A 24,341-nucleotide genomic window follows, 5' to 3' on the forward strand; every position below is an offset into this window, starting at 1 on the left:
CATTGTGCGCTAAGTCAAACATCTCCAAATGATATCACCCCACAAACCGAGCCTTCAAATGCTTCAAATACGCCCCTGACTCGGTCGTCTTCCCGGTGGCGTGCTCCATGAGCTCGGCTGGGGAGAGGCAGGAGCCGGCGGCGTGGACGTTGTCGCGCAGCCACTTCAGGAGCGGGGCGTACTCGGCCTTGGTCGTGGCGTTCTTGATGGCGCGTTGTTTCATCGCTGCCGCGAAGAGCTGGGCGGCGTTGAGGTTGCCGAGGGTGTAGGTGGGGAAATAACCGAAGCCGCCCATGGACCAGTGGATGTCCTGCAGGCAGCCCTGGGCGTCGTTGGGCGGGGTGAGGCCGAAGGAGGACTCAAACTCGGCGTTCCAGGCATCGGGGATGTCGGACACCTTCAGCTTGCCGCTGAAGAGCTGACGCTCCAGGCTGAAGCGCAGCATGATGTGGAGGTCGTAGGTGGCCTCGTCCGACTCAACCCGGATGAAGGAGTACTCGGCGCGGTTCACGCCCAGCAGGAACTGGTCGAGCGTGAGCTTTTTCAGGTGCGGGAAGAGGGACACAGCGCGGGGGAACCAGCGCTCCCAGAAGGTGCGGGAGCGGCCTACGTGGTTCTCCCAGAGGCGGGACTGGGACTCGTGGATGCCGAGGGAGACGGCGCTGCCGGAGGGCAGGCCCCACTCGCCTTCTGGCAGGCCCTGGTCATAGAGGCCGTGACCGGTCTCATGGAGCACGCCGAAGAGGGAGGAGAGGAAGTCCCGCTCATCGTAGCGGGTGGTGAGGCGCACATCACCGGGGCCGAAGCCGGAGCAGAAGGGGTGCGAGGTGGTGTCGATGCGGCCAGCGTCGAAGTCGAAGCCCACGGCTTCAGCGACCTCGCGGTTCAGGATCTGCTGCTTCTCCACCGGGCAGTTGCCCAGCATGGCCTTCAGAGGGGGAGCCTCGGCGGCGGAGCGGGCGACGGCGTCCTTGGCGATCTTGGCCACGGAGGGGCGGAGGGCGGTGAAAAGCTTGTCGATGTCCTGCGCGGTGGCGTCGCGCTCATGCTGATCCAGCAGGGCGTCATAGGGCTCGTTCTTCCCGCCCCAGCGGGAGGCCATCTCTTGGGCGAGACCCACGAGGCGCTCCAGATGCGGGGCAAAGGAGGCAAAGTCCGAAGCGGCGCGGGCCTTGGCCCAGGCGGCCTGGCCGAGGGAGATGGCCTGGCTGTTCTGCTCCACGAGTTTCTTCGGGAGCTTCAGCGCGCGGTCCAGTTCGCGGCGCAGTTGCTCGATGTTGGCCTTCACGATGGAGGTGCGGGCTGCGGCCTGGTCGTCCACTTCGCCTTCGGCCTTTTCCAGCAGGTTCCGGAAACGACGGGAGGTGAACTGCTCATGCGCCTGGCCGCTCAACTGGGCGAGGATGCGGGAGCGGTGCTCCACGCCTTTGGGCGGCATGTAGGTTTCCTGATCCCAGCCCAACACGGCGGAGGCTCCGTGGAGCAGGGAGACTTCACGGGCGGCGGTGCACAGTTGATCGTAAGTAGAGGTGGTGAGCATGTCGGTGGATCAGTAAATCGGTGATTCGGTCAACCAGGAGGGTCGCAGGGGTGTTTTTGGGCCCGCCGGAAGGGGACGAAGCCTAAACGTCAGCATGGATTTTTCCAAATGCAATCGGAGCCGGAGCGTGGGTGGGCCGGGAGGCAGGGAATCACAAGCACGTGCATGCAGAACCCAGGGGGTGGTCAGTCTGGGCGGCCCAGGTCTGATACAACCAGCTCCGGGGTCTGGATCGTAGTTCCTCGTGAGGTCCGGCGGCACCCACCCGCCGGGCTTTGTTTTTTTGCAATCATCGTTCTACCCCCCCTAGACCCCCTCATGACTTTTGGCTCCCCGCCCCCTTCTTTGTCTTCTGCTTCAGGCCAGCGCCCCCCCAAGGTTTCTCCCCGAATGTGGGCAGCAACGTTCCTGGCCGGATGGGCATTGATCAGCGCCAGTTGCAGCACCACCGCACCGCGGGTGGCCACGGCTCCGCGTCCGGAGGACATGGTGCAGGATGACGTGGTCAAGTTGCAGATCCACCTCGACGGCCAGTTGTTTGGGCCCGGCATTGTGGATGGTCGTGAGGGGGAGTTCACCCGGAAGGCGCTGGCCCGCTACAACACGTCGCATGGTCTGCCGGGCGATGCTTTTCCGGATCTGGGTTCGATCGAGCCGTACACCACCTACACCGTCACGGCGGATGACCTGAGCAAGATCGGGGTGCAGGGCGGCAGCCCCTCCGTCGTCGTGCTTCAGAAGACGCAGCCCTATACCTCGCTGACAGAACTGCTGGCTGAGCGTTTCCACACCTCCAAGGCCTTTGTTGCCAGACTGAACCCGGGCGTGAATGTGGATGCCGCCCCGGCAGGTGCCAGCGTGACGGTGCCCAATGTGGCCCGGCCACTCTTCGTCACGGAGATTCCCGCCACCTCGAAAACCTCGCGTGTACAGGACCCGGCGCTGGCCAACCGGTTCATCGTGGTGGATCTGCGGGTGAAGATGCTGGAGGTCTATGACGCGGAAGGCGGGCCTCTCATTGCCGCCTTCCCCATCACCCCCGGATCCTCAGAACACCCTGCTCCGCAAGGGGATTGGAAGATCGTGGGCATCACCACCTTCCCCTGGTATCGCTGGGATGAAGGCGTGCTGAAGCGCGGCGAGCGTACGGAGGACTTCTACAACCTGCCCCCTGGCCCGAACAGCCCGGTGGGCATCGTCTGGATGGGGCTCAACCGCCCTGGGGTCGGCATCCACGGCACGTCAACTCCTGAAACCATCGGCCGCTCTGGCAGCCACGGCTGCATCAGGCTCTCCAACTGGGATGCGGCGGCGTTGAGACCGCTGGTGACGGCGGGCGTGAAAGTGCGAATCCAGTGAGGTGGGGGGGGGAGAGTGAGTGAAGGTTTAACCACAGAGGCACAGAGAACACAGAGACTGAAACTGAGGTTTAGACAGAATTAACAGAATTTACGGAATTAGGGTTCAGCTTCTGGGTGCATGTGTCAGCGCACTCTTGTTCGCAGCTTGAACCTCAATTTTGTTAATTTCGTTAATTCTGTCTAAAAAATCATTCCTCTGTGTTCTCTGTGCTTCTGTGCTTGAACCGAATTTCTTACTTCATTCGCTGACGAAGTCGTAGAACAGGATCTTTGCGGACAGCGGCAGGAAGTCTTCCTTGGCGGCTTTCTCGTGCACGGGATGCTTGTTGTAGCGTTCCATGGCGGCTTGGTCGTCGAAGTGCATGGTCAGGCTGACGTCGAAGGTGGTATCCATGAGGGGACTGCCCTTTGGCACAGATTTGCCAACGGAAAGGCCTTTTACCTCGGGGATCTGGGCGGCGAAGCGGTGTGCCGCATCGATGATGCGCTGCTGATGCTCCTTGTTCCCCGGCTCCTTCAGCCAGATGTAGCCGGTGTGATGGATCTTGCCCTTTGTGGCCGGGCCGGGGTCGGATCCCGGCACGGCGGAGATGAGCAGTGTGAGCGCGACGACGGGGATCAGCGCCAGGAGGGACTTTTGAAGGGATTGCATTCGGGTGTTCATGATGGACTCAGTCTGACACAGGCTGCTGACAACGGTATGTCAGGAGCCTAAAATTTGGAATGATGAATTAGGAATTATGAATGAATCATCCGAAGCTCCTCGCTTGTGGGCTGGGCAACTCATTCCTAATTCATCATTTCTAATTCCTAATTTTCGTTCTGTGCTCTCTGCGCCTCTGTGGCTAAATAATTGCCAATTGCCTGCGGCACGGGATGCGCTTCCTTTTCGGCTCCCCCCTGACATGAATACGATCACCCTTCACCGGTCCAACGCCACTGCCACGCTCCATCTACAGGGGGCGCATCTTGCCGCTTGGGAGCTGGGCGGGAAGCCGGTGTTGTTTCTCAGTCCCAGGGCGGTGTTTGCGCCGGGCAAGGCCATTCGAGGGGGGATTCCGGTGTGTTTTCCGTGGTTCAACGCGCATGCGACGAATCCTGACCTGCCGTCGCATGGCTTTGCCCGGACCTCGGTGTGGACGCTGAAGGAATCTGCGGGTGACTGCGCGGTGCTGGAACTGGAGTCGGACGAAAAGACGCTGGCGATGTGGCCGCATGCCTTTCTGGTGACGTATCGCCTGCAACTGCTCAGGAAAGGGTTGTTGATGGACTTCCGGGTGCAGAACACGGGCGAGTTTCCGTTCACGTTTGAGACCGCGCTGCATTCCTATTTTGCCCTTGAAGATGTGCGGCAGGCCCGTGTGGAGGGGCTGGATGGGAGGACCTATCTGGACCAGACGGAGGAGTTCCGCCGCAAGGTTCAGGAGGGGGACGTGGTCTTCTCTGAAGAGACGGATCGTCTTTTTGTGGATTCTCCCGGACCCCTGACCCTGCGTGAGGGGCCCCGCGTGATCCGCCTCACAGGGCTGGAAGGATGGAAGAGCACCATTGTCTGGAACCCCTGGACGGAGAAGGCACGGGCGCTCAAGGATCTGGGGGAGGACCAGTGGCCCCACTTTGCGTGTGTCGAGACGGGCTGCGCTGCGGATGACGCGGTGACCCTGCCTGCGGGAGAGACCTGGCGTCTGGCCGTGGAGATCGAGGTGGGGTGATCTCCTCCTCCATATCTCAAATCTCAAAAAGAAAGCGGCGGTCATCCGACCCATCCGCGGCGGGCCAGGAGAGCGCATTCGGGATCCAGCGCACCAGATGATCCACACCCGCCGCCTGAAAGGCCTGGACGTAGGTGGAGATGTCCTCCCTGAAATGAGCCCACACCGCCTGCTCGTAGTGAATGGGGATGACCTGCCGCGGGGTCAGCATCTTGATGGACTGAACGGCCTGCTCAGCCGTCAGGGTGAACTTGATCGCCGGGGGCAGCGGCGGCCACAGGTTCACCCCGCCCAGGTGTAATACCGCCGTGTGTACCTCGAACCGGTTGGCGACCTGACGGATCCCGTCGAAGAAGACGGTGTCTCCGGACAGGTAGAGCACCCCGTGCTTTTGCCCCTCCCACCGCAGCACGAAGCCTGAGACGTGCCGCGTGCCGGGAAGCCAGCGGGGGCCATGGAGGGCCGGTGTGGCGGTGACGCTGAGTTTGAATCCGTCGTGCCCAAAGAGCGTGGTGGTACCCCAATCCTCCAGCACGGTGACGTTGGATACTCCCTTGAGATGGTGCTTGCCGTGAGGGTTGGTGATGACCTCCCGCGTCTGGGCGAACAAGGCCCGGCCGCCCTCGTCCAGATTGTCCACATGATGCGGATGGCTCAGCAGGATGGCGTCCAACGGGCCCAGTTCCGCCGCGGTGAGGGAGGTGCCCCGGTAGCGGGTGAGATGCAGCCCCGGCAGGCCGGTGCCGTAGCGCCTCATGCCAGTGTCCAGCACCGGATCTGTGACGATCCTCAGGGAACCGATCTCCAGCAGCACTCCGGCGGTGGAGAGATGGGTGATGGACACTTGCATGGGCAGCAAATCAGAGTTGGGGAGGAGGGCTGTCAGCGCAGGTCTTCGCGCGCCACGGACTTCGGATCGTTGCGATCATCCCGCCAGCGGGGGTGTGGCACATGGAAGACGTAGTCGCCGTTGTAGGAGGCGACCGCTTCTGTGAAGGTCAGGGTGCCGATGGTGGTCCACTTCTGCCCGTGGACGCGCTGGGTGATGGTGGAGCGCTCGCCCACGTCCGAGACTGCCACGTCAAATACCAGCGGCCGCTTGGGCGTGGCATCCCCGCGGTCATACATGATGGCCAGGATCTCATCCCGGAAGTCCACGCCTTGACCTCCCACTTCGACCGTGTCCTTGGCGGTGGTGAGCCTGACGAAGCGGGGGCAGGAGGGCTTTGCCACCGGTTCTCCCGTGGTGGTGAGCTCCGCTATTTCATAGAGCTGGCGCTCCAGGGGTTGCTTGTCGGCACGCATCAGTTTCAGCGCGCTGATGATGAAGCTGAAGATGCCAGCGCCGCGCCGCCACGGGGTGACGGGTGGGGAGTTGGTCAGCACCGCCTCGCGGATGCTGTAGGTGGTGGTGCCGCCCAGATCCTCCTGGGTGATGAGGCTGGCCGTGGGGTACGCCGTCTCGTCGTGGGGGTCGGTGGTGGGGTAGAGGTTGGCGACCAGGGCGAGGGAGCGCCATTTGCCAGCGTGGGTCTCCTTGGCGGTGGTGGAGTAGCGGGCCAGGGCGAGCGCACGGCTGCCCGGTGTGAAGTAGCCGGTGTAGTTCGTCCCGGGAGGGGCGTCATTGATCTTCCATTCGCCGGAAAGGATGATGCCATTGGGGTGGAGCAGACGGCGGAAACCCTTGTGATCATCCCCCCAGCGCATCACGGCGCGCGTGCGCAGGGTGCGGCGGGAGGCGGCGAGCAGGCTGGTGACGAGACGGCCTGCGGTGATGGAATAGACGGGGAGGGGCTTTTCATTCGGCCCGCCCCAGGTGTGATAGTAGGGTTGTTGGCTCGCACCATCGCGCTGGGCGGGATCAAAGAGCTGTTTCTTCACCCCGGAGAAGGTGGAGTGGGTGAACTGGCGGTCATGCAGCGTCAGGTCCTGGTTGTTGTCCGGCAGCGCGGCATCGGCAGGCGGGCGTTTGATGCCGTGCCGCCAGCCGAGGGTATAAACGATGCCCACAAAGAGCGCGGCCAATACGCCCCCACCCAGACCGAGACGGCAGAGTTTTGAAGCCGCCTGCAGAGGCATCGAGGGATCGTTGAGTGCGTACACTCCCCCCAGTCTCCAGAGGGTGAAGAGGACCACGACGGCGATGACGACCCGCAGCACCCGGGAACGCACCAGGAGGAAGAGCAGAGCGCCCAGGACCGCGAGCCCTGCCACCTCCACGAGCCAGAAGATCCGCCAGGTGTTGTTGGTCAGGTTGGGCCGGGCCAGCCGGGGGCGGGCGTACTCCGGCTTCTCACCCACCAGCCAGGGAGCGGCAAAGTAGGGGAACTCCCTGGAGAAGGGTTTCAGGGAAAACTGCTCCAGCTGACCCTGGGGGTTCCGCTGGGGCTCGCCCGTGGCCGGATTGATGCGGTACTCCCCGTCGTTCATGGTCACGCGCGGGTAGCGGTTGTCATCTGTGTAGGAGGCCTCCCAGAGCTGGGCGTCACCTGCCAGGGCGGTGAGGGCGGCCACGTCATCTGTGAGCACGCGGCCGTTGGGGAAGTGAGTGGGCCGGCTCCGCGAAAAGATCAGCACATCCGGCATGGCGTCATAGGGGCGCCGGGCGAAGAGCGGGGAGAGGAAAGTACGGTTGATGTCCTCCATGATGGTGGGCGTATTGTGGCGGCGGTTGATGTCGGCCACATGCCTGGAGGGCGGCAGGAAGTTGAGCGCGTCAAAGCGGGGCAGTTGGGTGCGCTGGGAGCGGCCCACGTGGTCGATCTGCTTCCCGTCCTTCGTGGTGGTGGCCCAGACAAGAAAGTCCCGCTGTTGAGGCGCGAACCGGTTGAGCGGGATGCTCACTACGATGCCAATGACGTTCGTACGGAAGAAGCGCGGGAAGATGAAGGGGTCATCGAACACCCCGGTGCGGACGTTGATCTCCCCGTCCCGGTAGGGGGCGTTGACGACGGGGCCTCCGGTGGGCAGGCCGCTGATCTTGAAGTTGGCGGGGTCCATGCTGCCGTCATTGTTCAGCGTGAACTCCAGCTCGACTTCCGGGGAGATGTCATCGGGCTGCAGGATGGTGGCCCCGTAGCGCTCACGGTCGGCCACGGAGTTGAAGCCGAGCTGCGCATTGAGGTCCATGAAGACATTGTAGCGGTGGCTCTTCAGGTTCAGCGGCCGGGGTTGCGTGTGCTTGTACTTGGGCGCTGCGGGATCGCCGCCGTTCATGGCAGACAACTGGGTGCCCACCATCACGAGGTTCCGCTTCTGGGCGTCCACCTGATCCTTGGGCACCTCCTCAAGTCTGCCGAGGGAGGGGAAGACGCAGAGGCTCACGATGAGGTTCTTCGCCTCCGGCAGGGCGGGGTTTTGATCCTTGTCCAGATAGATGTGGAGGTCTGTGATGCGCGGCTCGCCATCCTTGGGAGGGTTCAGCGCATTGAGGTCCAGCGGGTCGGCATGGTCAGAGGCAAGGGCCGGCCCCCAGCTGGGGAGGAGGCACAGCGCGATGAGTGCGGCGACGGCGCGGCGGAAGCCGGTGGGCGATGTCATGAGAAGGCAGGGTTCAGTCTGTAAATGAAGGGGTGGTGACGGTGCGGGGGCGGGGTTCAAGACCGCAACACCTGGAGGGCCACCTGCTGGCCAAGGGCCCGGTAGCTCTCCCACTGCGGATCGTCGAAGAACTGGTCAATGGTGGACTGCTGCGGGAAGGCCGGGTAGCGGTCGCCGTAGTTTCGGATGTCCTCCGTGAGCGTGCCACCCACGCCGGGCTTGATGACGGCCAGCCAGGACACCACGCCCGGGGCGGAGGCGTAGGTCACGCGGGCGAGGGCTACGTGGCGGGAACTGCTGCGCTGAAGTTCACGGATGCCGCCCAGCGTATCTGGGTCCAGCCAGTCCCGGACGATCCCAGATGGCAGAGGGGGTGATCCCTCCACCCAGGCAGGCTGGGGGAGACGGCGGGCAGCGTCTTCCCACACGTCCCAGGGATCGGGTGCGCCGGCTTCCTCGGGCGTGGCGTGGCCATTGCCAGGGGCCCGCGGGGGACAGGCGGCATCACGATTCGGTTCCAGCCACTCGACTTGCGCCCCGAAGTCGGTGCGCACCGTGCGCACCAGTTCCGCGAGATCCGTCCACTGGTACTTGGGGTCCTCCCCGCCATCCACCATGAGCATGAAGGGCAGGCGTCGGCGGACGAGCTCGTACAGACCGGTGACCTCAAAGTGGCCGCCGTCGCTCAAGTACCAGAACCAGCGCGAAGCTCCGTGGAAGCGGCCGCGCCACTCAGAGAGCAGCATGCTCTGCATGCGGTACAAGGAAACTGGAAGCCGCTTGATGCGCCGCCAGATGGTCTCAGGGAATCGGCCGGGGCGTTCGCTGGCCAGAATGCCGGAGTCCCACCAGTAACCCAGCCTCACGTTGAGCAGACCCAGGAAGAGGGACATGGTGAACGTGGTGCTGCGACCGGAGCCGGTTGAGAACGCGGCGCCGGAGACGGCGGTCCAGGCTCCCAGTGACAAGGGCTCCACCTCGGCGCTTTCGCTCTCCTTGCTGGCCAGCACGTGGAAGGCATTGGGATTGCTGCCCACGGGGAAGGCGCGCAGGGCGATCTTGCGCCGCTTGCCCACCGCGTTGGCATCATCGCCGTCCAGGCCTTCCAGCCAGCGCCGACGTTTCTGCCACTTGGGCCAGGCGTCGGGGTGTGTCCATTCGGCGAAGTAACGACGCCCCACGCTCACCCCTTCTGGGTTGATGCACATGGGCAGGCCCTTGCGGCTTGGCACATTGCGATCTGATGCCAGGTCCACGGTCTCATTCAGGCACACATTGATGAGGTGCAGCGGGCCCCCGGAGCGCTCGGGGTGATACATGTCGAAGGGCACATCATCCTTGGGATGGGCCTGCTTCACATCGGTCGCATCATCCGCGGTGCTCCCGTACACCCGCTCCTCGTTGGAGGCGCCCAGGAAGGTCCGGGTGAGCCGGGCAGCGTAGGCCGCGTGGAGTGAGGAGAGGTTCAGGAAATCAAACGCCCTGCCGATGACAAAGGAGAAGATGAGCGCCAGCATGATGGCTCCCACCCCCCACATTTCGGCATCTGCCATGACCAGCTCATGAGCGAGCAGGTCCACTATGAAGATGAGGATGAGCGCCAGGGGAATGCCAACGATCTTGGAGAGGCGGGCGAGGGACAGGCCCTCGCGTCCGGCTGCGCTGACCTGCTGGAGCGCTTTCGTGCCCAGCCAGTGCAGGACGGGGAGCCCCGGTCCCACGGCCGCCATGATGCCGACAAAGAGCACGGTCAATGTCTGCTCCGCCGCGAGGCGGGCCACGGTGTCCAGCAGCGCCCATCCGGTGAGGGCGGCAAAGATGAGCGCCACCTCCCCCAGGGCCAGGCTGAGCCGGTTGCGCACAATCGTGCCCAAGATACGGGGGGCCGCCTTTTCCGGAACACCACGGGTGGCTCCCCAGCGGGCCACCTCCTGCCACACCCAGGTGAGCAGCAGAATGGCCCCGGCCCCGGCTCCGTAGGGGAGGGACACAGGACTGGTCAGCGCCGCCACCGAGCCGGTGAGGAGCACCAGCCAGGCAAAGAGGCCGTAGGGTGAGTAGGGGCGTGTGGAGCCTCCTTTGGGCGCCAGCCAGTTGGCGAGAGTCCCGGGCAGCACGCCCAGGGCCAGGGCCAGCGCGGGGAGGACCCACCAGGGGGAAAGCTGTCCCGCCAGGACGAACGGGCCGTTGGGCAGGTCCAGTTTTTTGGTCACGAGCGCCGCCAGGCCAAAGAGGCCAAAGAGCAGCGAGCCCACCACCAGATAAACCGTGAAGATGTTGCACCAGAAGACGGCCAGGTTCAGCCGCAGATCCTCCCCGCCTGTGGCGAAGATGTAGTTGGCGTTGGTCCGCAGCCACCAGAGTGGTGGGGAGGAGGTGTTTTTCAGCACGTCCTGCACGGCACCACAGGGATCTGCCGGTGCGGTCTCGCCCGGGGGCGGGGCGTTGACGGTGGGGCGGGTGAAGAGGCGGCCGAGGAAACTCCCGGTGAAGCCGCCGCCTGAGACCGTGGAGAGGAAGTCCAGATCCCGCACCCGGTTGCGCTCGGCCAGGGCCTGCAGCACCCCCAGGCAGAGCGTGGCGCTGCGAATCCCGCCGCCGGAGAAGGCGAGGCCCACCGAGTCTTTGGGCAGCTTCATCAATGAGTGCCGCACCGCCGGCAGTTCGTCGTTGGCAGGGTTGCCGGATTCCAGGGCATTGGCCGGGACGGCGACCGCCGGGCGGTCGGGATAGGCCTTGTTGCGCCGGCCCAGGATGGCCCGGGCCTCCCGGTCCTCCACGATGGCGGGGTAGCTCGCATGATCCTCCTCTGCCAGGATGGTGTCTGCCGCCTTCTCACTCATCATGAAGATGGGCGTGAGGATGAAATAACCAGGGATGCGGGGGAAGACGGAGGCATCCACGATGCGCAGGCCCTTTACGCCGTGCACGCGGAAGCGGCTGTCCAGCACCGCCTCCTTGTCCACGAGCTTGGTGGGGTCTGCCTGCCAGGAATCTGCCCCGATGCGGCAGGTGCAGGAGGCATGATGGCCCCAGGACTGTGTTTGAATCCACTCCCGCAGGGCCGTGGAGCCGTCCTCCTTGTCCAGGCCTGGCTGGATCTCGTGGACGAACTCCCGGGGATTCCGCCGGTTGATGTCCCTCATGAACTTCACCGCATCCACAATGGCCTCCAGATCGCGCTCGCTCTCCTTGAGGTTGAAACTGATGGACTCCTGCTGCTTGAGCAGCTCGGGTGGGATGGGCAGTCCGCGGGACTGGCAGTCCTTTATCAGGTTCTGCAGTTCCCGTGCCTTTTCGTTGTAGGAGTCAAAGCAGATCTCCGGGGCGTCGAACGGGTTCAAGGAACGTATCTTGACATAGCCGTCGTTGTTCCGGGTGTAGCCTTTCAGGATCACCCAGGTCCAGATGTTGTGCTGGTCCTTGGCGGCACCCAGGGTCGGCCGGAAGAGCTCCCGGGACCAGCCCCAGTAGTACCCGCGGAAGGCGGCCGGCGCCCCGAAGGTGAAGAGGTCTGGCTCAGGCTCCTCCGCCTCTTGCACCACCTTGGAGCGGCGCAGCACTGCCACCGCCCCGCCGTTGGTGCTGTAGAGCCCGCTCTTGTCCTTCAGCCATTGCACGCGGGCCGGGTCGGAGTCATCGCCGGGTGTGAAGGAGAGCCCGTTCAGCGTGGAGAAGTCCGCGGCCACCTCGCTCACGACGGTGACTTCATACCGGTCCTGGAGATTCCGGCCCACGCCGGGGAGGTGGATGAAGCCAGCGTTTTCCGCGCTGCCGGGTTTCTTGAGAGGCTGCCCGTCGCTGCCTGTCAGCACCGGGGTGGGGAGGGGATTCATGCCGCCGTTTTGGCCGGCCGTGACCTTGTTGACATCCTGCTCATTGCCGATGCCGCTGAGGGTGAGGAGTTGTGGAGTGTTGAAGGCACCGCCGCAGAGGATCACCTCCCGTGCGGCAAAGTAGCGGAGGCGCTCACCCGGGGCGTTGTTTTCTGTCTGCAGAGGGCTGGCTTCATAGAGATGATCGCCACGGGCGAACTCCACGCCCACCGCGCGGGGGCACTCGCCCTCCGCTTGTTCAAAGAGGACCTTGGTCACGTGCACACCCTGGTCGATCACAAGGCGTTCCGGGAAGCGGGCCTGGGTTTTCAAGAGCAGCTCCCGCACTCCGGCGCGGCGGCCCAGGAGGAAGCGGCCCTTGTAGTCCATGGCATCGCTGCTCTCAATGCCCGTGGGAATGAGGAAAACACCCTCCGGACTGGTGCGGCGGGTATTGTAGTCGTTGGGGTCGATGTGCTGCACGATGCGCAGCTTCACCAGCGCCTGCTTCAGCATGCCGATGAGCGGCTTGTCCTGGTGGAGGACGGCCAGGGCAGTGCCGATGAGCACATTGAAGAAGTTCCGGTCCTTCCGGGCGATGCCGGCGACGAGGTCGGGATCGATGAAACTCGTGGGCTGCCAGCCCTTGGTGCCGTGGCCGCCGTCATCGAGGACCGCCCGTGGGTCGAACTGGAGCACGAGCCACTGGTACCCCTTGTAGATGATGCCGAGCAGCTTACGGAACCACTGGTCATACGCCTTGCGGTAGAGGTTGCGCTCCATCCTGGCGAAGTAGCCCCGCATGTTCTCCGCGCGCCAGGTGTTGTCCCCGGTGAGTTCGGCAATGTACTCCCAGTCCTTGTCATTGGGCGCGGCCATGATCATGGCGTGGTGGCCCGTGCACCCCCCCAGGCCGGACGACCTGGGGTAGAAGACGCCGCCCTTGCCCTTCTTGTCCCAGCCGGTGGGATCGAGGAAACGCCCGTGGTACGGGTAGGGTGTGTCCTCCGGTTTGCCGTCCGGCGCATCCGGGGCCGCCTGGCCATTGGGCAGCGGCTGGTTCAGCCGGTTGTATTTTTCATCCAGCTTCTGCCGGTTGTCGTCGGCATAGTGCCGCACGGAGAACTGCCAGCTCATCTCCAGGTCCTCCGTGGCTGCACCGTGGTAGCCTGGGACCTGGTTGATCTCCCCCACACCTGCATTGGGGAAGATGCTGGACTTGTGCTCCAGCGGATCCCGCCCCGCCTCCAGCACCAGCACCCGCTTGCCGGCCAGGGCCAGACGGGAGGCTAGGGGCCCACCGCCGGCACCAGAGCCGACGATGATGTAGTCAAACGGGGTGCCGGTGGGACTTTGGGCCTGTTGAAGGAGTTCCTGGCTCATGCGGGCTTGAAGGGGGATGGGAGGTGTAGGGGAGCGGGTGGGATGAGGTCAGAGGGTCTTGAGGAACTCGATGAGTGCCTCCTTCTCGTCAGGTTTGAGCTGTTCTCCGAACCAGTGTCCGCGATCGAGCACGTAGTCGGGGCACTTGCTCGCCTCCACGAGGCCGGGCAGGGCTTTTTTGCTGAAGACCTTGTAGGCATCATCCCCGGTCAGGTGTTGTTTCCTGATGTCCACGGTGGCGCGTACCAGTCCCAGGATGGCGGCAGGGAGCTTGTTCTTCTTCTCCGGGTCCAGGTTCATGAGAAGGTCCACCGGGGTGCCGCGCGGGATCGGGCCCACGTTGACGCCCTTGTAGTCTCCGCTGAGCAGCGAGTCCGGCAGGACTGCCAGAGGCAGGGGGACGTTACGCAGACGGCCGTTCAGGAACTTGTGGGCCAGAATGCCGGTGAAGGTGGTGCCGATGAAGAGCAGGGCAAAGAGCCACTTCACCAACTTGCGGGGCTCTTTGTTGGTGAGCAGCAACCACAAACCGACCGCGGCAACCGCCACCACTGCCAGCCACCAGAGCCAGTGGGCCATTTCCAGCATGCCGCTGGCGGCCATCATCAGAGCGCCCGGCACGGTGCCGCCCAGACCGCCCATGCCGGTGCCAGCCAGCACCCCGGCGATGAGCACCGCCACCAGGATCACCAGGATGCCCGCATGACGGGCCCGGCCCCAGAAGAACCCGGCCAGGAAGAGCAGCCCCAGGACCAGCCACAGCCAGAAGCTGAGCAGGCGGAAGATGAACTTGCCCGCCACCCCGGTGATCAGGGGTTCGATGAAAGTGGGGGCAAACTCCACCCATGTGTCATTGGGCAGACGGTAAATGTAGCCGGGGTCCTCTTTATAAGGGCCGCCGTCGCGGCGCAGGTCGCCCGGGGGCACATAGAGCGCCTTGCCATCCCCATAGGTGGTGTAGAGGGGGCGCTTCTCATTCCAGAGGAGCTTGCGAATGCCGTCGTCGAACGCCTCCATGCGGCCTTTCACAGAGGGGTCCTGGTTGTACAGGCCGAGGGCGTTGTTGTGGAAGTAAGGTGCGGTGCTCCAGACGCTGATGAGGGAGGCGGGCCGATAGTACCCCGGGCCGCCTTTCTCCCGACCGTCATTGAAGCGGTCATCCTGCGTTTTGGTGGCGACGTTGTAGAAGTAGATGTCCCCCACGGAGGGCAGGTTCTTGAAGGACTCTGAGGAGAAGTTGTCCCACACATTGCCGCGGATGGCGTTGGTGGCCATGGCGCGGGCGGAGTTGGTGCCCACCAGGGTCACGGGCACGCGCAGTTCGTTGGAGAGGAAGTTGTCCTTGATGAAGGCATCCTCGGCATCCGGGGTGGCGGGGCCATCCCCTGCCATTGCCTGCATGCGGGCGCGGAAGTCTGCCATCATCGGGCTGGCGCGGAAGGCCTCCCATTCCCCGTAGCGGGAGGGCAGGGTGTACACGGCGGGCTCATCCAGCTTCGGCACCGGCTTGGTCTCCCAGTCCTCGGCAAAGCGGAGGTCAAACCCATCCGGCTGCTTGCTGGAGTGGCAGATGGAGCAGTTGTTCAAAAAGACGCGCCGCCCCTTTGCCAGAAGCCCGGCATCCGTGCTGAGGTGTGAGCGCCCTTCTGTGACGGCTTTGCCGGCACCGTCCAGCGTTGCCGCACCGCCGGGCATCCACTGCGGGCCGGCGTCTTTCAGCTTCATGGGGGCGGTGCTTTTGGGCACCGTGCCGCTGATCCCCAGCAGGAAGAAGTCTGCCATGTAGCCCACCCGGTACTTCTCGTTCACATTCCAGTACACGGAGTTGGTCCGGTTCGTGGCGATCTCAAAGGGGCGTTGTTTCGTGAAACCGATGACGGGGTTGTCACAGCGCGCCCACTGCTCGGAGAAGACGCCGATGTTCAGCGGCACCCGTGCGAGGGCGGCGAAGACACCGCAACTGTCCTCCCCGGGGAAGAGCACCATGGGGAAGTGCCGCATGTCTTTGCCGGCTGGCGGGGGATCCAGGGTATAACGGGCAGGCTCCCCGTCTTCAAGACTCTGCATCAGCAGGTTGGTGGGGCTCTGCTTTTCCGGGGGCTTGACCTTGGCCCGGGCGATGCGTGACGGCAGGTCAAACACCGCATTGATGATATTGGTGTTGTTGAGCTGGTCGGTGCTCACCAGGGAGGTGTCGATGGTGCCGGGGGGCTGGCTTGCCAGGAAGTGGTGCAGGAAGTTGTTGCGCGGCAGCAGGTTGGCGGTCACCGGCTGCGCTTCCCAATACTGGCCGCCGATCACGGAGGAGAGGTTCTCCCACTTTGGATTCTCCACATCCGCCGGCGGGTTGAGCGGGTGGGGGGCCACGTGGCAGAAGCCGCAGGACATGCTCACGCGGAAGGGGCGGATGAGGTTCCGGTCCTTGTTGATCTTGGGATCAGTGTAAAAGCTGGAGTGAGTGGAGCTTTCGACTCTGTCCTTCCAGTAGGTCCGGGCCCGCGCTGCTTCCGCAGTGTCGCCGAAGAAGTCCGGGTTGAGCATGAGCCGCAGGCCGAAGATGCCGCTGGGGTAGCCATAGACGGTGTAGTCCAGTCCGTCGCGGGGCATCATGGCCTGCACCTTGTAGTACAGGTCGGGATCGCCGGGCTTGAAGAGATCGGTGCCCCGGTGGCTGGAGGGGGGCTTGGGCAGGCCCACCGGCGGGTCCACGGGCCGGCCCTGGGCGTCTGTTGTTTCCTCATTCTCAGCGTTGTAAGTCTTGGGGCGGAGCAGGGACTTGTCACCATCCGGCCGGTCGATGTACAGCCCCAGGATGCGCTCATCCGGCCGGGCTCCGCGGAATCCGGGCTGGTTGATCATGCCTGCGGATTTGAAGCGGTTGTTCCGCTGCCGGGAGTCCATGAGCACGAGGAAGTCCGTGATCCCGTAGCCCTGCTCCTGCAGCCAGCCCCAGAAGGTTTCGTTCCCGCCGCCCCAGAGCAGCCAGGTGTTCCGGCCCCGGATGGCATTGCGCTCCTTGTCGTCCACCTTGCCATCCTGGTTGACGTCATAGTCCAGCGGCTTCAGAACCCCTGTGGTGGCATCTGCCACCCAGTCCATCTGCCAGAAGACATCCCGCTGCTCTGCGGGAAAGCACTCCGCTGTGCGCGGGTACACGGGGGTTCCCCGGATGGTCTTCCCGCCGAGAGCTTCGTCCACGGCCTCCTTCGGATCGATCGCTTTGCGCAGCTCCGCAATCATCGGGGGTACGCCCCCGCTCCCGGCATGGTACGGCCCGCCGTAGGAGCTCCCTCCGGACTTTCCGGTGCCAGCCGCGCCTCCAGTACCGGCATCGTGAGCCGTCACGGGCGCGGAGACAGCGCAGAAGAGCAACGTTGAGACCAGCGTCACCGCCAGCGTGTGCAGGGCACTGCGGCCCGGGCGGGATTGGGGACGGCAGGGTCTGCCAGGTATCCTGATGGAGGTGGGCGCTTTCATCATCATCATGAGGGGTGGACGGCTGTAGTTACTTGAAATAAGAGGCGGCGGGAGATCTGCCTGGGGGGCGCAATCGATGTTGCCTGTCGCAGGGCGGTCCGGCGGGGCAGCACGGGAGGGCATCGGCAGTCCGCTGCCGAATTGCTCCATGTGACTGCCTTCGCCTTGAAGCTGCGGCCATTGTCCTCGTGATCCCTGCGAGCCCATTAGGCCATGAACAAAACACGGGCCTTGGTTTTTGTCTGTCCGTCAATAGGGATGAAAACTTTGCAAGGTTTTGCCTACAACCGGGGGGTGGGGATTTGCCCGTCGTTGTCCCCAGGCCTTTTGTCAGCTACGCCCGGGCACAGGCGGGGATGAAACGCTGGTGCCCTGACAAAGAAACCTGACACCTCTGTCAGGATTTCCTCCACACAGGGTAATAATCGCCCCATTCCTGATGACCTTGAAAACCAGCGGCCCGACCGGGAAAGAGCCAGGAAAAGGTGAGCAGGTGCGGGTGGGTCCGTCCGGGTCAGACGGGAGGCGAGTTCGGGGCGTATTGCCGCCCGCCTTGCTGGCTGACTTCCATCAAGCCCGGGCAAATCCCGGCAATGGGCTCTGAGAAATGGCGCGATCCTTCAAGGCTCGAGCCTTCCCTCAACGGGGCGGGGGGGGCGGGCAAAAACTTGGGAGGGATCCAGAATACGGGTTCCGAAAGGTCCCTTTCTTAACTTTCGAGAATTTTGTACGGCCACTGCAATCTTCCAGGACGGGAACAAACCTCTGCATAGAGGAAACAATTTTCCCTGGCGAAATCCCGGCAACAGGAGGCGCCCGGGTGTTTGTCATTGTCGGAGAGGTGGATTTGCGTGCATGCAGGTGAGCATTGCGGGCACTGTGCGGGACCAGGTGTTACTCCTGAATCCCGTTGGGGCTGTCGCAAATGAGTGCCGCGGACCGGGCGGAATCTTTAGATGAAATAAGGGGTAACGACTAGTGCTGAATGGGGAAGATTGCGCCTTGATCCCACCCGTCGAAAGCCGATTTTTAACTGTAACCGCCCTGTGCTGTTTTCTGCTGATTCGAAACAACCATTTAGGTTATATGGAAATAATCTGGCCCGATGAAATGCTGCATTGCCTGCATGTGTATTTACCCTGAAAATACGCGTTGCTGCGATTCCTCCATGCAGAGGGCGGCATTGCCCCAGGTAAATCACTTGTCCAGAGAGCATCTATTTAAGCGGTAACTGGAGACGACACCATGAGATCAGGAACGATGAACCAACTGACCCGGCAGTGGAGGGGTGCGTGCGCAGCCTTCACCCTGGTGGAGCTTCTCGTCGTCATATCCCTGGTGGCGCTCTTGATCGGGCTCGCCGTGCCCGCCACCAGCGGCACGCTCAAGGCCAACCAGATCTCCATGGGCATTCAGACGGTGGTGGATGAGTTAAGCGTCGCCCGGCAGACCGCACTGGCCCACAATCGCATCGTGGAAGTGCGCTTTTACAAGTTCAACACGCCAGAGCGCATGGCTTCCACCGAAGAAGTTGCTGCGTTGCAGACATTTCTTTTCGATGAGACGAATACCATTGCGAAGCCGGTAGGGGAGGTCAAGCACCTCCCTCATGGGGCGGTGGTAAGTGACGACCCATCGCTCTCCAGCATCTTGAGCGCCAGCCAAGTGAAGACCTGGACCGACGCGGACCCGAAGGTGCCGTTGATGCGTGGCATTGATGTTGCCTATACCGCCTATCGCATTCGGTTCCGCCCGGATGGCGCGACGGATCTAGGCACGGGTGAGTGGTTCCTGACCGTGCATGGCAGCAAGGACACCGGATCACCGCCGCCAAACCATGCGACCATCCAGATAGATCCCTATAACGGATCTCTCCGCCTCTACCGTCCGGGTTGAGGCCCCCGGCCCCCATCATTTTGTCGATTTTCCGTCGCTACTACCCGCGCGTAAATACCATGCACACACAGTTGAAATTCAATTCCTCCACGCGAGTCGGAAAGGGAGGGTTTTCGCTTGTCGAAATCACCATCGCCACCGGGATTGCGGCATTTGGGCTCATTACCTTGCTGGGCCTTCTCCCCTCGGGGATGACGACGTTCCGCGATGCCATGAACGTGACGGTTTCCTCCCAGATCGCGCAGCGGCTCATCAAGGAGGCGGTGCAGACGGACTATGATACGCTTGTGAATGTCGCCAGCGGCACCACCCCGGCCTCAGACGTGCCCGTGATCAAGGAGCGACGTTATTTCAATGACGAGGGGGTGGAACTGCAGGCGGCGGACGCGGCCAAGGCGGTCTTTCATGCTCATATCCGGGTGATGCCGGGCACCGGCCTTCCTGCTGTGGGAGGAACGGTGGACAACACGTCCCTCGCGACGGTGACGGTGCAGGTGGCGCTCAATCCCTCCAATCGCAATCTCACGGTCATCGGGGGCAGCGGCAGCCCCCTCTCCGGCACCCTGGATCCGGCAGGGAAGGTGCCGTTTGTCACCTACACCAGCCACATCGCCAAAGTAAAATGAGCCGTCCCACGCCCATCCCCCCACGCGCGAGGCGGGGCTTCACCCTGGTGGAGTTGCTGCTTTCCATGACGGTGCTTTCCATCCTCCTGCTGGTCATCGTGCAGGTGACCAGCCAGACGAGCAATGTCTGGAGGAGCACCACGGCCAAGGCGGACCAGTTCCGGGAAGCGCGAGATGCCTTCGAGGCCATCACGCGCAATCTCTCCCAGGCCACGCTGAACACCTACTATGACTACTTCAACTCTGCTGGCCAGCGCCGTACCCAGGCGAATGCTGCCACCTTCATTCCGGCAAAGTACGGGCGCTACTCGGAGCTTAAGTTTCAGGTGGGTGCCACCAGCACCCTGTTGGGCACCAGTGCAGATCGTCAGCCCGGACATGCCATCTTCTTCCAGGCCCCGCTGGGCTTTTCGGATGATGTCACCAACACCTCCCTGAACAGCCTGCTGAACACGTGGGGTTACTTTGTGGACTTCCGCCCGGATACGGACCGCCCCGATTTTGTACCGGGGAGCACACGCTACCGCTTCCGCCTGGTGGAGTACATGCAGCCCACGGAGCAGCTCAAAATTTTTGACGATCCCGCGAAGTGGCTGGATGACGCGAAGGTGGCCAACAGCCCGCGCACCCACGTGCTGGCCAGCAACATCATTGCGCTCTTCATCCTGCCGAAGCTGCCCGCCAAAGGCCCGGCCAATGACCCCACGGTGGACCCGACGGGGGCGAAGCTGGCTCCAGATTACAAGTACGACTCCACCACCACGGGCAGTGCCGCTGCGAATGGGGCGGAATACAACAGCCTGAACCAGCTCCCGCCTCTGGTGGAGGTGACGATGGTGGCCATCGATGAGGCCTCCGCCGTGAAGCTGGAGCGCCAGTACGGCAACTCCCCGCCGAACTTTGGCCTCGCCACCATGTTCAAAGATGCCAGCCCTGCGAAGCGGGAGCAGGACCTGGAGGCCCTCTCCGGCTACCTCACCGCGCACGGCATCAGCTTCCGCGTCTTCAGTACGGAGGTGAGCCTCCGGGGGGCGAAGTGGAGCCGTGAACAGACGGCCAACTGACCCGCCCTGGCACATCTGTGTCGCACGGGGGCAACGCGACCCCGCCTCCCACGCCTTTCCTAGAACTCCGCCCCATTTTTCCCAGCCACCTGCCCAGCCGGCACCTTTGCAGCCCATGAAGTCTTCAAAATCCCCCTCCTCCCCATCACCCTCCCGGCGCACGGGTGCAGGAACCAACCGCGGTGTGGCTCTGATCGTGGTCCTGAGCTGCCTGGTGCTTGTCTGCGGCCTGGTGCTCTCCTTCTTCCTGAGCATCTCCACCGAGACCAAGGCCTCCAAGCTGGCTGACAGCGGCGGGCGCAGCCGGGACCTGACTGATACGGTGACGAACCTGGTGATGGCGCAGATCCGTGCGGCCACCACGCAGGGCTCTGAGGTGGCGTGGGCCTCCCAGCCGGGGATGATCCGCACCTATGCTGACAACGCTGGCACGGGCGCGGGCCGCTTCCCGCGAGCCAACTACAAGCTCTACTCCGCGAAGAACATGGTGTGGAAGGCCGGGGCAGGTGCATTCGACTTCACTGAGGATCTGGAGACCAACTGGTCCACCAACCCGAACCATTTCACGGATCTGAATCTCCCGGTGAGGGACCTTCAGGACGTGGACCAGTATCCGATTGTTGATCCTCGATCCCTGGAGCTTCCGGCGAACCAGCGTCCGCAGGGGTTTGACATCGTGAATGCTCCACTGAGCACCACCACACCCACCGGGGCCACCATCAACAAGGCACCCATGCCGGTACGCTGGCTGTATGTGCTGCGTGATGGGCAGCTCACCGCGCCCACGGGCGGCGACGGCAACACGGCGACATGGACGGGCGCCAATGCCCCCACAGCGGAAAACCCGATCGCCGGGCGTATCGCCTTCTGGACGGATGACGACACCAACAAGATCAACATCAACACCGCCGCCGGAGATGTGTGGACGCCCAGCAACGCCACAGCCTACGCCGCTCCGGAGGCCGGTTCGTACTGGGCACCGCCGCATGTGAACACCGCCTTTGACAAGCAGGCACTGGCCAACTTCCAGCCGGCGCAGGGGGAGTTCCAGCGCTACCCCGGGCATCCGGCCACCACCTACCTTTCCGCCGTTCTCCCCACGCTCACGAGGGACCAGATCGGCCTCATCGCCACCCGCATTCAGACGGGCGGCTCCAAAGGGGGCACGGCCGTTGCGGGCGGCACCACGGGCAAGGAGTTCGTTACTCCAGACTCGGACCGCCTCTACGCCTCCATTGATGAGCTGGCCTACGATCCCACCCGGACTGTCCAGGGGGCGATCGACAAGGCGACGCTGGAGCGCAGCCGCTTCTTCCTCACGGCGCAGAGCCGCGCGCCGGAGACGAACCTCTTCAACCAGCCGCGCGTGGCCATGTGGCCTGTGCACAAGGACACCTCCTCCACCTACCGTACCGCCTTCGACAAGCTCATCGCCTTCTGCAGTCGGGTGGGTTCAGGGTATGACTACTACTTCAGCCGCGCCAGCTCCACCAGCCCCACGCTGGACTACGAAGGCGCGAGCCCCAGCGACGCGGGCCCAAAGCGCAACCGCGAGCTCTACGCGTATCTGCAGAACCTTACCGGGCGGCCCATTCCGGGTTTTGGAGGCAACTTCCTCGCCAAGTATCCCCTGCCCGCCGGGGCCGATCCCTCGACGGGGGCCTCGGACCGCGACCAGATCCTGACGGAGATCTTTGACTATGTGCGCAGCACGAACCTGCATGACGACCTCCTGAAAGAAGCTGGCGGCACGCCCTTCACCCCCGCGCAGGGGACCAAGGGCCACGGCCAGGTGGCCCCCATCCACATCGGCAACACGCAGGGCTTCGGCCGTTTCTACACCATCTCTGAGGCGGGCCTTGCCTTCATCTGCACGGCGGATGGGAAGGTGGCGGAGAGCAACACGTCTGCGAACAAGACGCTGCCCCCCAGCACCACGCTCTCGAGCACGGAGAAGCAGGTGGAGGCCATGCTCATGCTGGAGCTCTTCTCCCCTGGACGTGGCTCTGTGGGGATCCACCCGGACATGCGCATCAAGGTCACCGGGCTGGAGTCCATGCGGCTTAACGGCAAGGTCATGGGCTTCCCTGCGGAAGGCGTGATCGCGCTGAATACGGCGGGTTCCTCCCTCTACCATGGCCGCTCCTGGGGCGGCACCGGGGGCTTCCGCCTGCCCCTGTATAACGGCACGAACCGCCGTGTGCCCGCCCGCGGGCACGTGCCCAAAGATAACGGGCTCGACGCCACCAACACCTACCCCTTCGTGAGCCAGCCCATCACCGTCTCCGCTGCCACGGACACGCCCACCATGGTCTTCAGTGGCGGTACGAATGTGGTGGTGGAGCTGCACTCCGGCACGAGTGGTCCGCTCGATGACACCACGCGCATGCAGACCATCCGGTTGCGCTTTTACACCTCCTCCAGCATGCCGGTGCCCAAGCTGGTCACCACTGGCACGCCGGAGGCGCCCAACAGCAGCGCCGGCACCACCAGCGCCCCGGCCACAGACATGCGCAACTGGTGGAGCTTCTCTTCGGACGGCGCGGTGACCGGCTATCCCGGGCGGCTCAGTGCCATCAACCGGAACCCGGGCAGCAGCACCACCGTGCCGTACTCCGGCAGCGTCTTCCGCACGGAGGACGTGGTGCGCACCCTCCTGCCCCTGCACAGTGATTTCCGCCTCGTCGCGGCGCAGAATGATGTGCCCAACTACATCTTTGAGCAGCATCCGAAGTACAACACGTCGGGAGTGGCCCTGGCCCACGCCTTCACGGAGACGATCGGGGCCAGCTACATCCAGGGCGGAGACGTCGCTGGCAAATTCCTGGCTGGTGCCTCCTATGCCTCCAATGTGGCTCCGGATGTGCCCTCCAGCGACACGGCTCTGACGGCCACGACGGCGGCCACGGCCACCGGCGACTGGGACACGGGCATCGCCACCTACACGGACGGCCCCTACATCAACAAGCCGGATGAAGGAAACAACGCCAGGAAAAACGTGGACGGCTCCGCCGGCGCGGTGCCGTACTATGACCGCAACGAGCAGGCCGCCGCCCTCGGGCCCACCTTCTTCTCCCCCAACCGCCAGATCCCCTCCCCGGTGATGTTTGGCTCCCTTCCCACCGGCGTGAAGGCGAACGTGCCCTGGCAGACGCTCCTCTTCCGCCCACACACGGGAGCCGGTGCCGCGCACAAAGGGGCGGACTCCCCGGCGGACCACCTGCTGCTGGATCTCTTCTGGATGCCCATTGTGGAGCCCTACGCCATCAGTGAGCCCTTCTCCACCGCGGGCAAGATTGCCATGAACTGGCAGCTCATGCCCTTCACCTACATCGAGCGCACCACCGGCCTGCACGCCCTCTTCCGCAGTGAGCGGGTGGTGGCCATCCCCAAGGCGGATGCGAACAAGTACAAGGGCAGCGCTCCCAACACGTACCGCTACGCCATCGATGCGGAGGAGACGCTCAAGCAGTTCCGCGAGCGCTTCGACACGCAGAAGGACCTCTTCCGCTCCGCCAGTGAGCTGTGCGGTCTTTACCTCGTACCCGAGGGGCAGACGCTGGCGGGCATGTCGGCCTTTTGGACGACAAACAGCCTCACGGGGGACAACCTGAAGGAGCGCCCCTACGCCACCCTCTACCCGCGCCTCACCACCAAGTCCAACACCTACACCGTGCACTACAAGGTGCAGGTGCTGCGCCAGGCCTCCCGGAGCCGCGGCAATGATGCCGATGCCTGGGCCAGCTGGGATGACACGAAGGATGAGGTGCTCTCCGAGGCCCGCGGCTCCTCCACCATCGAGCGGTACGTGGACCCTGCTGACCCGAACCTGCCGGACTACGCCACGCTGCCCAGCAGTTCCACGGACTCGCTGGACCGCTACTACCGCTTCCGCGTGATCAACACCAAGAAATTCGCCCCCTGATT

At 63.6% G+C, this 24,341-nt stretch carries 12 protein-coding genes; 6 read left to right on the forward strand and 6 right to left on the reverse strand.

All coding sequences use genetic code 11. The features are described 5' to 3' along the window. Positions 1 to 34 precede the first annotated feature (34 nt). Positions 35 to 1,540, reverse strand: coding sequence for a carboxypeptidase M32 (locus VSP_RS01770; protein ID WP_009958323.1), 1,506 nt, complete (start codon positions 1,538 to 1,540; stop codon positions 35 to 37). 390 nt (positions 1,541 to 1,930) lie between these two features. Between VSP_RS01770 and VSP_RS33370 the strand changes: the two genes are divergently transcribed. Continuing rightward, positions 1,931 to 2,899: a L,D-transpeptidase family protein gene (locus VSP_RS33370; protein WP_009958325.1), complete on the forward strand. Its 969-nt coding sequence runs from the start codon at positions 1,931 to 1,933 to the stop codon at positions 2,897 to 2,899. A 240-nt stretch (positions 2,900 to 3,139) separates the two neighbouring features. Here the strand turns inward: VSP_RS33370 and VSP_RS01780 are convergent, their stop codons facing one another. Continuing rightward, positions 3,140 to 3,553 carry a Dabb family protein gene (locus VSP_RS01780; RefSeq protein ID WP_009958326.1) on the reverse strand — a complete coding sequence of 138 codons (414 nt, stop codon included), beginning with the start codon at positions 3,551 to 3,553 and terminating at the stop codon, positions 3,140 to 3,142. Positions 3,554 to 3,806: 253 nt separating this feature from the next. On the opposite strand from VSP_RS01780, the gene VSP_RS01785 reads away from it, so the two are divergent. Then, entirely contained in the window at positions 3,807 to 4,613 is an 807-nt protein-coding gene (locus VSP_RS01785; protein WP_009958327.1) for a D-hexose-6-phosphate mutarotase, read from the forward strand. 16 nt (positions 4,614 to 4,629) lie between these two features. On the opposite strand, the gene VSP_RS33375 is transcribed toward VSP_RS01785, so the two are convergent. From VSP_RS33375 to VSP_RS01805, 4 genes are read right to left on the reverse strand one after another with little or no spacing between them, the layout of a single operon-like run. Then, positions 4,630 to 5,463 (reverse strand): MBL fold metallo-hydrolase, encoded by an 834-nt coding sequence (locus tag VSP_RS33375; protein ID WP_009958329.1) that lies wholly within the window; start codon positions 5,461 to 5,463, stop codon positions 4,630 to 4,632. A gap of 32 nt (positions 5,464 to 5,495) precedes the next feature. After that, positions 5,496 to 8,153, reverse strand: a complete 2,658-nt coding sequence (locus tag VSP_RS38775) for a hypothetical protein (RefSeq protein ID WP_009958330.1) — start codon at positions 8,151 to 8,153, stop codon at positions 5,496 to 5,498. A 56-nt stretch (positions 8,154 to 8,209) separates the two neighbouring features. Next, on the reverse strand, positions 8,210 to 13,351 hold the full coding sequence (locus VSP_RS01800) for a GMC oxidoreductase (protein ID WP_009958331.1): 5,142 nt from the start codon (positions 13,349 to 13,351) through the stop codon (positions 8,210 to 8,212). Between the two features lie 48 nt (positions 13,352 to 13,399). After that, a complete protein-coding gene (locus tag VSP_RS01805) occupies positions 13,400 to 16,951 on the reverse strand; it encodes a hypothetical protein (protein WP_198141293.1) in 3,552 nt (1,183 codons plus the stop codon). Positions 16,952 to 18,088: 1,137 nt separating this feature from the next. Here VSP_RS01805 and vccD point away from each other — a divergent pair. The 4 genes from vccD to vccA all read left to right on the forward strand — a co-directional run bounded on the left by vccD (position 18,089) and on the right by vccA (position 24,339). Then, on the forward strand, positions 18,089 to 18,724 hold the full coding sequence (gene vccD, locus VSP_RS38780) for a Verru_Chthon cassette protein D (protein WP_009958334.1): 636 nt from the start codon (positions 18,089 to 18,091) through the stop codon (positions 18,722 to 18,724). 71 nt (positions 18,725 to 18,795) lie between these two features. Next, a complete protein-coding gene (vccB, locus tag VSP_RS01815) occupies positions 18,796 to 19,350 on the forward strand; it encodes a Verru_Chthon cassette protein B (RefSeq protein ID WP_232289538.1) in 555 nt (184 codons plus the stop codon). Then, positions 19,347 to 20,414 carry a Verru_Chthon cassette protein C gene (gene vccC / locus VSP_RS01820; protein WP_009958337.1) on the forward strand — a complete coding sequence of 356 codons (1,068 nt, stop codon included), beginning with the start codon at positions 19,347 to 19,349 and terminating at the stop codon, positions 20,412 to 20,414. Before vccB ends, vccC begins: the two co-directional genes overlap by 4 nt. Positions 20,415 to 20,529: 115 nt before the next feature. Continuing rightward, complete coding sequence (vccA, locus tag VSP_RS01825; protein WP_009958339.1) at positions 20,530 to 24,339, forward strand: Verru_Chthon cassette protein A; 3,810 nt, start codon at positions 20,530 to 20,532, stop codon at positions 24,337 to 24,339. Positions 24,340 to 24,341 lie beyond the last annotated feature (2 nt).

It is taken from the genome of Verrucomicrobium spinosum DSM 4136 = JCM 18804 (genome assembly GCF_000172155.1).
Classification (GTDB): domain Bacteria; phylum Verrucomicrobiota; class Verrucomicrobiia; order Verrucomicrobiales; family Verrucomicrobiaceae; genus Verrucomicrobium; species Verrucomicrobium spinosum.

Bases quoted from the DNA above. Each gene is read 5' to 3' on its own strand.
- VSP_RS01770 (WP_009958323.1), bottom strand. From the start codon at position 1,540: ATGCTCACCACCTCTACTTACGATCAACTGTGCACCGCCGCCCGTGAA.
- VSP_RS33370 (WP_009958325.1), top strand. From the start codon at position 1,931: ATGTGGGCAGCAACGTTCCTGGCCGGATGGGCATTGATCAGCGCCAGT.
- VSP_RS01780 (WP_009958326.1), bottom strand. From the start codon at position 3,553: ATGCAATCCCTTCAAAAGTCCCTCCTGGCGCTGATCCCCGTCGTCGCG.
- VSP_RS01785 (WP_009958327.1), top strand. From the start codon at position 3,807: ATGAATACGATCACCCTTCACCGGTCCAACGCCACTGCCACGCTCCAT.
- VSP_RS33375 (WP_009958329.1), bottom strand. From the start codon at position 5,463: ATGCAAGTGTCCATCACCCATCTCTCCACCGCCGGAGTGCTGCTGGAG.
- VSP_RS38775 (WP_009958330.1), bottom strand. From the start codon at position 8,153: ATGACATCGCCCACCGGCTTCCGCCGCGCCGTCGCCGCACTCATCGCG.
- VSP_RS01800 (WP_009958331.1), bottom strand. From the start codon at position 13,351: ATGAGCCAGGAACTCCTTCAACAGGCCCAAAGTCCCACCGGCACCCCG.
- VSP_RS01805 (WP_198141293.1), bottom strand. From the start codon at position 16,951: ATGCCCTCCCGTGCTGCCCCGCCGGACCGCCCTGCGACAGGCAACATC.
- vccD (WP_009958334.1), top strand. From the start codon at position 18,089: ATGAACCAACTGACCCGGCAGTGGAGGGGTGCGTGCGCAGCCTTCACC.
- vccC (WP_009958337.1), top strand. From the start codon at position 19,347: ATGAGCCGTCCCACGCCCATCCCCCCACGCGCGAGGCGGGGCTTCACC.
- vccA (WP_009958339.1), top strand. From the start codon at position 20,530: ATGAAGTCTTCAAAATCCCCCTCCTCCCCATCACCCTCCCGGCGCACG.